Below are 12,279 nucleotides of genomic sequence, written 5' to 3'. Positions count from 1 at the left end.
CGCCGAAACTTCGACCATGGGGTCATATTTTAAGCCATTGTCCCGTAAGATGAAACAGACTTTTCGGCCAGGCACTACCTAGGAGGGCACGAGGGTATTCGCCGCGCTTGGCAGTCCGAGCCGCGCGCGATCCTCCGCTCAGACGAGCGACCTCGCTCGAAGATCGACAAGACCGCCCGTCGCCGCATCGCCATGGATTAGGCTCAGGTCATCTTGATCCGGCGACGGCCCGATTGGCGCATCGGCATCCCGCAGCATCCCGCTCGCGCATGAGCTCACTGCCGGATCCCGATGCCGAATAGGAGTACGGCGTTGATCGATATCCAAGGTCTGCTCCGAGAGGTTTCTCCTGAGGCACCTTGTGGAGAGGATCTCGAGTACGATCCAGCCTATGGCGCGCTGGAGCGCGCCACTGAGGGCAAGCCCGAGCAGCAGTTCGGCGACACCATCATCCCGGCGGAAGAGCCCGAGTGGTCCGAGGTCGAGCGCCAGGCCTTGGAGCTGCTGGTACGCACCAAGGATCTCCGCGTCGCGACCCATCTCACGCGCGCCCTCATCCGCACCAAGGGCTGGCCTGGCTTCCGCGACGGCCTGGGTCTCATCCAAGGTCTGATCGAGCGGTACTGGGAGCCCGTCCATCCCAGGCTGGATCCCGACGACGACAACGACCCTACCCTGCGCATCAATACCCTTCTAACCCTGGCCGACGCCGAGGCCACGCTCGAGGCGCTGCGCGACGCGCCCCTGGTGAGCGCGCGCGGCATCGGCAGCTTCAGCCTGCGCGACCTGCAGATCGCGCATAGGGAGCTGCCGCCGCCCAAGGACGACAAGGGGGACGCACCCGAGCCACAGCTGATCGACGCGGCCTTCCAGGAGGTCGATCTGGACCAGCTGCAGGCCACAATGGACGCCATCGACGGCTCGCTGGAGCTTGCGCGGACCATCGAGACCCAGCTGACCGAGGCCGTCGGCATCGATGCCAGCCCAGACCTCTCGCCCCTCGCGGACATGATCGAGCTCGCGCGCAAGGCCGTTGCGACGCCCCTGCAAGCGCGCGGCGGTGCGGCCCCGAGCGCCGGGGAGACGGATGGAGAGATCCTAGACGACGTACCCGCCGCGGCACCGACTGGCAAGCCCGTTGCTTCGAGCGGCTTGGACGCGATCAACAATCGAGCGGACGTGGTGCGCGCACTGGACCTCCTCATCGACTACTACCGTCGCCAGGAGCCATCCAGCCCCATCCCGCTGCTCTTGAGCCGGGCCAAGCGGCTCGTCTCCAAGGATTTTCTGGAGATCTTGGAGGACCTGGCTCCGGATGGCCTATCGCAGGCGCAGGTGATCCGGGGGCCGGAGTCGGAAAACTAGAAACCCTGATTCAAGTGCCCTGCCGGCACGCATTCGGCCCGGGCTATCCATGGCACAGACCAGTAGGGTGGACGATCGCGAGCGAAGTCCACCGAATCCCGCGCCGGCGTTGGTGGACTGCGCTGCGCTTGCCCACCCTACGGAGAACGACCGGGCGCAACGATCATCGACGCCCCCGAGCGGGCGCTTCAGATCAGCTAACCAGGGGAGGCTCCCATGGCGGAAAGCAGTCAGAAATTCATCGCGAGAAACCGTGCACCACGGGTCCAGATCGAATACGACGTCGAGCTCTATGGCGCCGAGAAGACCATTCAGCTGCCCTTCGTCATGGGCGTGATGTCCGATCTCTCCGGCAAGCCCGCGGAGTCCCTGCCGGCGGTCGCGGATCGCAAGTTCCTGGAGATCGACGTCGACAACTTCGACGATCGGATCAAGGCGATGAAGCCGCGCGTCGCCTTCCAGGTCCCCAACACCCTGACCGGCGAGGGCAATCTGAGCGTCGACATCACCTTCGAGAGCATGGACGACTTCTCGCCGGCGGCCGTCGCCCGCAAGGTCGACGCGCTCAACAAGCTGCTGCAGGCGCGCGAGCAGCTCTCAAACCTCATGAGCTACATGGACGGCAAGTCCGGGGCCGAGGAGCTGATCGCTAAGGCCCTCCAGGACCCGGCACTGCTGCAGTCGCTCGCCTCAGCGCCCAAGCCGAAAGAGGCCACGCCGCCCGAGGCCGGTGACGAATCCACGAAGACGGAGGCTTGACCATGGCCGAAGCAGAAACCCAAGTCCAGCCGCAGGCCGCGGGCGAAGCCCTCGAGGCCCGCGATTTCAGTGCCTTGCTGGAGAAGGAGTTCCGCCCGAAGTCCGAGCGCGCCAAGGAGGCCGTGACCGAGGCCGTCAAGACCCTGGCCGAGCAGGCGCTTGCCGGAACCGTCACCGTCTCCACGGACGTGCTGCGCACCATTGAGTCCATCATCGCGGAGATCGACAAGAAGCTCTCCGAGCAGGTCAATCTCATCATGCACCACCAGGACTTCCAGCAGCTGGAAGGCGCCTGGCGCGGACTGCACTACCTGGTGAACAACACCGAAACGGACGAGATGCTCAAGATCCGGGTCATGAACATCTCCAAGAAGGACGTCCACAAGACCCTGCGCAAGTTCAAGGGCACGGCCTGGGATCAGAGCCCGCTGTTCAAGAAGATGTACGAGGAAGAGTACGGTCAGTTCGGCGGCGAGCCCTTCGGCTGCCTGGTCGGCGACTACTACTTCGACCACAGCCCGCCTGACGTGGAGTGCCTGGGGGAGCTCTCGAAGGTCTGCGCGGCCATGCACGCCCCCTTCATCGGCGGCGCCGGCCCCTCGGTGATGCAGATGGACTCCTGGGGCGAGCTGGCCAATCCGCGCGACCTCACCAAGATCTTCCAGACGCCGGAGTACGCCGCCTGGCGCTCGCTGCGTGAATCCGACGACGCACGCTACATCGGCCTGGCGATGCCGCGCTTCCTCTCGCGCCTGCCCTATGGGGCCAAGACCAACCCGGTCGACGAGTTCGACTTCGAGGAAGACACCGAGGGCGCGGACCACGACAAGTACACCTGGGCCAACTCGGCCTTTGCCATGGCGACCAACATCACCCGGTCATTCAAATACTTCGGCTGGTGCTCCCGCATCCGCGGCATCGAGTCCGGCGGCGCAGTGGAAGGGCTGCCGACCCACACCTTCCCGACCGACGACGGCGGCGTGGACATGAAGTGCCCGACCGAGATCGCCATCAGCGACCGTCGCGAGGCCGAGCTGGCCAAGAACGGCTTCATGCCGCTCATCCACAAGAAGAACTCGGACTTCGCCGCCTTCATCGGCGCCCAGTCGCTGCAGAAGCCGTTCGAGTACGACGACCCGGATGCCACGGCCAACGCCAATCTCTCGGCGCGTCTGCCCTATCTCTTCGCGACCTGCCGCTTCGCGCACTACCTGAAGTGCATCGTGCGCGACAAGATCGGCTCCTTCAAGGAGCGCGCCGACATGGAGACCTGGCTCAACAACTGGATCGGCAAGTACGTGCTCAACAACCCGGCCACCGCCACGGAGGCCGATAAGGCACGGCGGCCGCTGGCCGGCGCCGAGGTCGTGGTCGAGGAGGTCGAGGGCAACCCGGGGTACTACACCTCGAAGTTCTTCCTGCGTCCGCACTATCAACTGGAGGGCCTCACCGTCTCCCTGCGCTTGGTCTCCAAGCTACCCTCAGGCAAGAAGTAGTGAGCCCAGGGAAGAGAAGAATGGACAGGATTTCGGGAAGGAGCGTCGACCACCGTTCCGCCCGGTCGACTTCTGAGGGTGGACAAGCGCAGCGCAGTCCACCAACGCTGGCACGGGATTCGGTGGACTTCGCTCTCGCTCGTCCACCCTACTCGCTGTCCACTGACCACTGACCACTGAGGAGCCCCCCATGATTCTTCTCGACTTCGAACAAGTCATCAGCGGCGACGCGCAGCAATCCGGACACGAGAACTGGATCAATCTGACATCGATCCAGCTCGGCGTGGCACGCACCATCACCGTCAGCGGCTCGGGCAAGGACCGCGAGACCAGCACACCCAACTTCAGCGAGGTCGCCTGCTCCAAGGACGCCGACATCTCCTCCAACGAGCTCTTCGCCCAGTCCATCTACGGCAAGAAGATCTGCGAGAAGGCGATCGTGCACTTCATCCAGACGGGTGGCGAGGGCGCCGACCAGGTCTACATGGAGTACGAGCTCTACGAGCCGATCGTCTCCTCCTACTCGATCTCGAGCGGCGGCGAGCGGCCGATGGAGAGCTTCACCATCAGCTTCACCAAGATCATTCAGAAGTACACGCAATTCGACTCGGGCGGCACGCAGACGCAGGCCACCGACAAGGGCTTCGACCTCAAGACCGGGCTGCCGACCTAATGGGGATGATGACGACACGCCGGCAGCCTGCACCATGATGAGGATGCGTAGGCTGGGCCGAGGCACGAGGCCCGGCCTACGCGCTCGTCTACTGCACGATAAACCCAAGGGGAGCAAGTCATGTCCGCCGAGCAACTTCTCGCCGAAGGCCGTCTGGACGAGGCGCTGACGGAGCTCAAACAGGGCGTCCGCAAGGACGCGGCCAATCCTAAGCACCGGATCTTTCTCTTCCAGCTCCTGGCCGTTCAGGGGGACTGGGAGCGGGCGCTCAATCAGCTCGAGGTATCGGCGCAGATGGATCCGGCCGCCCTGCCGATGGCGCAAACCTATCGCGAGGCGATTCGCTGCGAGTACCTGCGTGCGGCCATCTTCGCAGGCAAGCGCTCCCCATTGATTTTCGGCGATCCCGAGCACTGGCTGGCCCTGCTGCTCGAGACCCTGCAATGCATGGCCGAGGGTCGGCTGGAGGAGGCCGCCCGACTCCGCGACGAGGCCTTTGCCGCCGCCCCAGCCACCAGCGGCAGGATCGACGGCCAGGCCTTCACCTGGATCGCCGATGCCGACCCCAGGCTCGGCCCCGTCCTCGAGGCCATCGTCGAGGGGCGCTACTATTGGATTCCCTTCCATCGCATTGGCCGCATCCAGATCGAGGCGCCGGCCGACCTGCGCGACGTCGTCTGGATGCCGGCCTACTTCACCTGGGCCAACGGGGGCGAGACCGTCGGCCTCATCCCGACACGCTATCCCGGCTCGGACGCCAGCGAGGACGAGCAGATCCGCCTCGCCCGCAAGACCGAGTGGCAGGAGCCGGCGCCCGGGACCTATTTTGGGCTGGGGCAGCGGATGCTCGCCACGGATTCCGGGGACTATCCGCTCATGGATGTCCGCCGAATCGACTTGGACGTCGCGCCTCAACCGGGCAGCGATGCGGCGGACGCGGCCGAGCCAAGCGGTGGCTGAGCTCACCCAAGCCGAGCGCCTGCAGCCCGCGCTCCTGGACCGACTCACCGACGACGCGCCCAACAAGCAGCAGGAGTCGCGCGAGAAGCGCGTCATCTCCATGCGTCAGCTCCGCGAGAGCGTGCTGCGCGATCTGGCATGGCTGCTCAACGCCGGCCGCCTGGAGAGCGTGCAGGACCTGGAGGACTATCCCTATGTGGAGCACTCGGTGGTCAACTACGGCATCCCGGACATGACCGGCCTGACCGCGTCCGGCGTCGACATCACGGTGATCGAGCGCGCCGTGCGGCAGGCCATCTGGGATTTCGAGCCGCGCATCCTGCGTCAGACGGTCCGGGTGCGCGCCAGGGTCGACCCCGAGCACATGACGCACAATGCACTCACCTTCGACATCGAAGGCGAGCTCTGGGCGCAGCCCGTTCCTCTGCGCATCTATCTCAAGACGGAGCTGGACCTGGATCTCGGCGACGTCCAGGTGACCGAGCAGGCAGGACCTGGCCGCTGAGATGGATCCAGACTTCCTGCGCTACTACAACCGCGAGCTGCAGTTCATCCGCGAGATGGGGGCGGAGTTCGCGCGTGACTTTCCCAAAATCGCCGGCCGTCTCGGCATGGACGGCTTCGACTGCGCCGACCCCTATGTCGAGCGTCTGCTGGAGGGATTCGCCTTCCTCGCGGCGCGCGTTCAGCTCAAGCTCGACGCCGAGTTCCCCAGCTTCACCCAGCACCTGCTGGAGATGGTCTATCCGCACTATCTGGCGCCAGTGCCCTCGATGGCGGTGGTCCAGCTCCAGCCCGACCTGGGCAAGGGGGATCTTGCCAAGGGCTTCGAGATCCCGCGCGGGACCAGTCTGCGCAGCATCCTCGGCAAGGGCGAGCGCACCGCCTGCGAGTACCGCACCGCAAGCGACGTCACCCTCTGGCCGATCGAGCTGATCGAGGCCAAGCCACTCAGCACGCCGGCCGCGGTCGCCGCTGGCGGGCAGGGCATCAAGGGCGTCAAGGCCGGCATTCGCTTTCGCCTGCGCGCCACCGGGGTCACCTTCGACGCGCTGCCGCTGGATCGCCTGCGCCTCTTTCTGCGCGGCGGCGACGGGCTGCGCATGCGCCTCTACGAGCAGCTGCTCGGCCATGCCTTGGCCGTCATCCTGCGGCCGGGCAAGAACGAGCCGGAATGGCAGACACGCCTCGACCCGAGCAGCATCAAGCGCGTTGGCTTCGACGACCATGAGGCCTTGCTGCCCTATGGCCCGCAATCCTTCCAGGGCTATCGACTGCTACAAGAGTATTTCGCCTTCCCGGACCGCTATCTCTTCGTCGACTTCACCGGGCTACGGCAATCCGTCAAACGCTGTGCCGAGTCCCAGCTCGACATCGTCGTGCTGCTCGATCAGAGTGGCCTGTTGGACGAAGACGCCTTCGACGCCTCCTATTTCGCCCTCCACTGCACCCCGGCCATCAATCTCTTCCCCAAACGGGCCGACCGCATCCACCTGAGCAACCGCAGCCATGAGCACCATGTGGTGGCGGACCGAACCCGGCCGATGGACTATGAGGTCTTCAGCATCAAGGAGGTCGTCGGCATCGGCGCCCATACCGATCCGGAGCAGCCCTTCCTGCCCTTCTACACCTCGCAGGACGTCGTTGGCGGGCGCGCCCACCGCGCCTATTACACGCTCCACCGCGAGCCGCGCGTCCCTTCGGCCCAGCAGCAACTGCGCGGACCGCGCTCCAGCTACATTGGCAGCGAGGTCTTCATCGGCCTGGTCGACCCAGACCAGGCCCCCTATCGGCACAGCCTGCGGCAGCTCGCGATCGGCACCCTCTGCACCAACCGCGACCTGCCCTTGCAGCTGCCCCTCGGCAAGGGCAACACGGATTTTTCCCTGGAGATCAGCGCCCCCGTGCAGTCCATCCGCTGCGTCGCCGGGCCGACCAAACCGCGCCCCTCCTTCCCCAAGGGCGACAGCGCCTGGCGCCTCATCAGCCACCTCTCGCTCAACTATCTCTCGCTCAGCAACGAGGACGGGGAGCGGGGCGCGACCGCGCTGCGCGAGCTGCTGGCGCTCTATGGTGAGCTGAGCGACGCCGCCACCCGCCGCCAGGTCGAGGGTGTGCAGGCGGTTCAAACCACCCCCATCACGCGAAGACTGCCGGATCCTGGACGCGTGACCTATGCAAGGGGTCTGCAAGTGAGACTGACCCTCGAGCCCAGCGCCTTCGAGGGCAGTGGCGTCTTCCTCTTGGGCGCGGTGCTGGAGCAGTTCTTCGCGAAATACGTCTCCATCAATTCCTTCACGGAGACTGTCATCAACACCCCGGACGACGGCGAGGTCATGCGGTGGCCAGCGAGAATCGGTCGACGTCAGACCAGCTAGCCGTGCTGCAAGCCTTGCGGGAGTCGCCCTATGGGTTCGGCTTCTTCCAAGCGCTGCGTCAGCTCGAGTGCGCCCATCGCGACCATCCGCGCATCGGCCAGACATCCCGACCGGCCGAGGAGCCGGTGCGTCTCGCACAAGACCCCTCGCTCAGCTTCGCGCCCGCGACCTTGTCGGACTTCCGCTGGGAGAAGCCCGGACAGCCGCCGCGTCTGGCCGTCTACTTCCTGGGCCTTTTTGGCCCCAATGGTCCGCTGCCGCTACACCTGAGCGAGTATGCCCGCGAGCGCGAGCGCACGGCCGGCGATCCGACCTTCGCGCGCTTCGCCGACATCTTCCACCATCGCATGCTGGCGCTCTTCTATCGCGCCTGGGCCAACGGACGCCCGACCGTCAGCTTCGACCGCCCCGAGAGCGATCGTTTCTCCGTCTATCTGGCCGCGCTCTTCGGACAGGGCATGCCGTCATTCCGCGCACGCGACGCCATGCCGGACCTCGCCAAGCTGCACTACGCCGGGCGCCTGGTCGCGCAGAGCCGCCACCCCGAGGGCTTGACCGCCATGATCGCGGACTTCTTCGGACTCCCGGCACGCATCGAGGAATTCGTCGGACACTGGCTCCAGCTGCCGCGCGGCTCCCAATGGCAGCTCGGCGGCTCGCCTGAGACCGGCAGCCTGGGCCTGACCACCATCGTCGGCGCACGCGTCTGGGACCGTCAGTACAGGTTCCGCATCCAGCTCGGCCCCTTGGGTCTCGACGACTACCGCCGCATGCTGCCCGGAGGCGCCAGCCTCGCGCGGCTGGTCGCCATCGTGCGGAACTACCTCGGAGACGAGCTGGATTGGGAGCTGAACCTGGTCCTGCGCCGCGAGGACACACCGCCGATGCAGCTCGGCGGCCAGAGCCAGCTCGGCTGGACGACCTGGGCGACCAGCGGGACGCCGGAGCAGGATCCGGATGATTTGAAGCTGCAGCCGCTGCGGTTCCTGACCGCAACGGCATGAAGGCGCGTGCCAACGTGGGAGCGCCGCCCCGGCGCGACTGGCACCGGATCGCGGCGAGGCGCCGCTCCCACCGACCAAGCGAGGCCCGGAGCACCGCGAAAGCCAGCGGAAGCGATCAATAGTGATAACGACACTGGACGATGATCAGCGCCGATTCAGTCACCTTGTAAACCAGCCGGTGCTCGCGGTCGATCCGCCGCGACCAATAGCCGGATCAGTTGTGCCTCAGCGGCTCGGGGTCACCAAGTCCGGAGAACGGCTGGCGTTGGATGTCTTTGATCAGTGTGTTGACGCGCTTGAGCGTTTTGCGATCCGTCTGCTGCCAATAGAGGTAATCCTCCCAGGCGGCTTCCGCCCAGGAAAGGATCATGGGTCGATGAGATCGTGCTGAGTCAGATGGCCTGCCTCGACCTCGGCAATGGCGCGGCTCAGGCGCTCGGCGTTCTTGGGGCCGCTCATCAGGTACGCGGTCTCTTCATAGGACTGGAAATCCTCCAGGCTCATGACGACCGCGGGCTTGCCGTTCTGGCGCGTGATCAAGACCGGCTTGTGATCGTCGTTGACCTTGTCGAGGGTGTCGGCCAGATTGGCCCTGAATCCCGAGTAGCTGATGGAATCCATGTCGTCGACCCCGAAGCAGTCCGTGATACCCCAGAGCGTAGGCGTACGTATTTTCGTACGCAACAGAAACCGAGGAGCGTAAGCGGCTCCCTCTGGAGCGACAAGACCAGCGCGCATAGGCCAAACGCCTGTGAGCGGGCGCAGTCCGAGAACAACTGAGAGGAAACCACCATGCCCGACATCAGTCGCGTCGCCCTGTTCGGCAAGCTCAACCGGATCGGCTACAAGGCTATCGAGAGCGCCACGGTCTTCTGCAAGCTGCGTGGGAATCCCTATGTCGAGCTGGTGCATTGGATTCACCAGATCCTGCAACTGCAGGACTCGGACCTGCATCGGATCATCAAGGCGTTCGGGATCGACCCGGCCCGGCTGGTGAAGGACGTCACCGAGTCACTGGACCGGCTGCCGGCCGGCGCGACCTCCATCTCGGACCTCTCCGCACATGTAGAAGAGGCGGTCGAGCGCGGCTGGGTCTACGGCAGCCTCATGTTCAAGGAGTCCCAGGTGCGCACCGGGCACCTGGTCGTCGGCATCCTCAAGACACCCGGACTCAAGAACGCCCTGCCCGCCATCTCCAAGGAATTCGACAAGATCAAGCTGGATACCCTGTGCGAACGCTTCGGCGAGATCCTCGGCGGCTCGCCGGAGGAGTCCATGGGATCCCAGGACGGATCCCAATTCGGAGGCGCCGCACCCGGCGAGGCAAGCGACGCCATCGCACCGGCCGCCATGGGCAAGCAGGAGGCGCTCAAGCGTTTCACCGTCGACCTCACCGAGCAGGCACTTAAGGGCAAGCTCGACCCCATCGTGGGGCGCGACGCCGAGATCCGCCAGATCGTCGACATCCTCATGCGCCGTCGTCAGAACAACCCCATCCTGACCGGCGAGGCCGGCGTGGGTAAGACCGCCGTGGTCGAGGGCTTCGCGCTCAAGATCGTCGCCGGAGACGTCCCGCCGCCGCTCAAGGACGTGACCCTGCGCACCCTCGACGTCGGCCTGCTCCAGGCCGGCGCCAGCATGAAGGGCGAGTTCGAGCAGCGTCTGCGCTCGGTGATCGAGGAGGTTCAGGCGTCCCAGAAGCCGATCATCCTCTTCATCGACGAGGCCCATACCCTGGTCGGCGCGGGCGGCGCGGCCGGCACCGGCGATGCCGCCAACCTGCTCAAGCCCGCGCTCGCGCGCGGCACCCTGCGCACGGTCGCGGCGACCACCTGGGCCGAGTACAAAAAGCACATCGAGAAGGACCCGGCGCTGACCCGGCGCTTCCAGGTGGTGCAGATCGGCGAGCCGAGCGAGGAGAAGGCCATCCTCATGATGCGCGGGGTCGCCTCGACCATGGAGCAGCACCATCGGGTGCAGATCCTGGACGAGGCGCTGGAGGCATCGGTACGGCTGTCGCACCGCTACATCCCGGCGCGCCAGCTCCCGGACAAGTCCGTGAGCCTGCTGGACACGGCCTCCGCGCGGGTCGCCATCAGCCAGCACGCCGTCCCGCCCGAGGTCGACGATTGCCGCAAGCGCATCGGCGCGCTGGAGAACGAGCTGGCGATCATCCGGCGCGAGACGGTCGTCGGCATCGACACGGCCGAGCGCGAAGCCGCCGCGGCCGAGAAGCTGGCGACCGAGCAGGCCCGTCTCACCGAGGTCGAAGCCCGCTGGGAGCAGGAGAAGGCGCTGGTCGAGCAGATCCTCCAGATCCGCGGCCAACTGCGGGGCAAGACCGGCAAGGTCGAGGGGACGGCGACCGAGCTGGAGGAGGCCGCCGACGCCGCGGCCGAGACGACCCAGGTCCAGACCGCCGACCAGGCCGAGTCCACCACGCTGCCCGAACCGATGCCCGAGGCCGATCGCGACGCCCTGCTGACCCAGCTCAAGGATCTACAGGCCCAGCTCCACGGCCTGCAGGGCGAGCATCCGCTCATCCTCCCGACCGTCGACCACCAGGCGGTCGCCGCCGTGGTCGAGAGCTGGACCGGCATCCCGGTCGGCCGCATGGTCAGGAACGAGCTGGAGTCCATCCTCAAGCTGGCGGACACCCTGGAGCAGCGCATCATCGGCCAGCGCCATGCGCTGGACATGATCGCCCGGCGCATCCAGACCTCCCGCGCCAAGCTCGACAACCCCAACAAGCCCATCGGCGTCTTCCTGCTCGCCGGCAGCTCGGGCGTCGGCAAGACCGAGACCGCCCTCGCCCTGGCCGAAACCCTCTACGGCGGCGAGCAGAACGTCATCACCATCAACATGAGCGAGTACCAAGAGGCGCACACCGTCTCCACCCTCAAGGGCGCCCCGCCCGGCTATGTCGGCTATGGCGAGGGCGGCATTCTCACCGAGGCCGTGCGGCGCCGGCCCTACTCGGTCGTTCTGCTCGACGAGGTCGAGAAGGCCCACCCAGACGTCCACGAGATCTTCTTCCAGGTCTTCGACAAGGGCTGGATGGAGGACGGCGAGGGGCGCGTCATCGACTTCAAGCACTGCCTCATCCTGCTCACCACCAATGTCGGCACCGACCTCATCGTGCGCCTCTGCAGCGATCCCGAGCTGATCCCCGAGCCAGAGGACATCGCCAAGGCCCTGCGCGAGCCCCTGCTCAAAGTCTTCCCGCCCGCCCTGCTCGGACGCCTGGTCACCATCCCCTACTACCCGCTCAACGAGGAGATGATCGGCGCCATCGCGCGGCTGCAGCTCGGCCGCATCGCCCGGCGCGTGCAAGAGAACCATCGGGTGCCGCTCAGCTATGACGACGCCGTCGTCAAGCTCATCGCCTCGCGCTGCACCGAGCTGGAGAGCGGCGGCCGCATGATCGACGCCATCCTGACCAACACCGTCCTACCCAAGATCAGCGAGGAATTCCTGACCCGAATGATGGAAGGCAAGCCGATCGAGCAGGTGCACATCGGCGTTGCGAATGGCAACTTCCAATATGGGTTCGAGTGATTCGTGAAGAAGCTGCCAGCCTCCAGCTTCTTGGAATCAGTCAGTTAACGGATCTTTGGCGCCCCAGGCTTCACCCGATGGATGAG

10 protein-coding genes and 1 pseudogene are annotated in these 12,279 nt (G+C 65.8%); 9 read left to right on the top strand and 2 right to left on the bottom strand.

The genetic code is table 11. The features are described from left to right. The first annotated feature begins 312 nt into the window (after positions 1-312). The 8 genes from tssA (at position 313) to tssG (ending at position 8,635) form a co-directional block, all read left to right on the top strand. Positions 313-1,365 carry a type VI secretion system protein TssA gene (gene tssA, locus G3446_RS14575; RefSeq protein ID WP_164453559.1) on the top strand — a complete coding sequence of 351 codons (1,053 nt, stop codon included), beginning with the start codon at positions 313-315 and terminating at the stop codon, positions 1,363-1,365. A gap of 216 nt (positions 1,366-1,581) precedes the next feature. After that, entirely contained in the window at positions 1,582-2,124 is a 543-nt protein-coding gene (gene tssB, locus G3446_RS14570) for a type VI secretion system contractile sheath small subunit (RefSeq protein WP_164453558.1), read from the top strand. A gap of 2 nt (positions 2,125-2,126) precedes the next feature. After that, entirely contained in the window at positions 2,127-3,620 is a 1,494-nt protein-coding gene (gene tssC / locus G3446_RS14565; protein WP_164453557.1) for a type VI secretion system contractile sheath large subunit, read from the top strand. A gap of 190 nt (positions 3,621-3,810) precedes the next feature. Next, entirely contained in the window at positions 3,811-4,293 is a 483-nt protein-coding gene (locus G3446_RS14560) for an Hcp family type VI secretion system effector (RefSeq protein WP_164453556.1), read from the top strand. 120 nt (positions 4,294-4,413) lie between these two features. Continuing rightward, entirely contained in the window at positions 4,414-5,253 is an 840-nt protein-coding gene (locus tag G3446_RS14555) for a type VI secretion system accessory protein TagJ (RefSeq protein ID WP_164453555.1), read from the top strand. Continuing rightward, complete coding sequence (gene tssE / locus G3446_RS14550) at positions 5,246-5,758, top strand: type VI secretion system baseplate subunit TssE (protein WP_164453554.1); 513 nt, start codon at positions 5,246-5,248, stop codon at positions 5,756-5,758. Before G3446_RS14555 ends, tssE begins: the two co-directional genes overlap by 8 nt. Position 5,759: 1 nt before the next feature. Continuing rightward, the gene (tssF, locus tag G3446_RS14545) at positions 5,760-7,631 is read left to right on the top strand and encodes a type VI secretion system baseplate subunit TssF (RefSeq protein WP_164453553.1); all 1,872 of its coding nucleotides are present in this window, start codon (positions 5,760-5,762) and stop codon (positions 7,629-7,631) included. Between the two features lie 2 nt (positions 7,632-7,633). Continuing rightward, positions 7,634-8,635, top strand: a complete 1,002-nt coding sequence (gene tssG / locus G3446_RS14540; RefSeq protein ID WP_342450116.1) for a type VI secretion system baseplate subunit TssG — start codon at positions 7,634-7,636, stop codon at positions 8,633-8,635. Between the two features lie 115 nt (positions 8,636-8,750). Here the strand turns inward: tssG and G3446_RS14535 are convergent. Together G3446_RS14535 and G3446_RS14530 are read right to left on the bottom strand one after the other, a co-directional pair. After that, a pseudogene (locus tag G3446_RS14535) lies at positions 8,751-9,005 on the bottom strand (Txe/YoeB family addiction module toxin). After that, positions 9,002-9,256, bottom strand: coding sequence for a type II toxin-antitoxin system Phd/YefM family antitoxin (locus G3446_RS14530; protein WP_164453551.1), 255 nt, complete (start codon positions 9,254-9,256; stop codon positions 9,002-9,004). Before G3446_RS14530 ends, G3446_RS14535 begins: the two are co-directional and overlap by 4 nt. 171 nt (positions 9,257-9,427) lie before the next feature. Here G3446_RS14530 and tssH point away from each other — a divergent pair, with 171 nt between their 5' ends. Then, the gene (gene tssH / locus G3446_RS14525; RefSeq protein ID WP_164453550.1) at positions 9,428-12,193 is read left to right on the top strand and encodes a type VI secretion system ATPase TssH; all 2,766 of its coding nucleotides are present in this window, start codon (positions 9,428-9,430) and stop codon (positions 12,191-12,193) included. Positions 12,194-12,279: the final 86 nt, after the last annotated feature.

The sequence above is a fragment of the Thiorhodococcus minor genome (assembly GCF_010820565.1).
Classification (GTDB): Bacteria; Pseudomonadota; Gammaproteobacteria; order Chromatiales; family Chromatiaceae; genus Thiorhodococcus; species Thiorhodococcus minor.
This window is presented reverse-complemented; position numbering and strand designations above follow the sequence as displayed.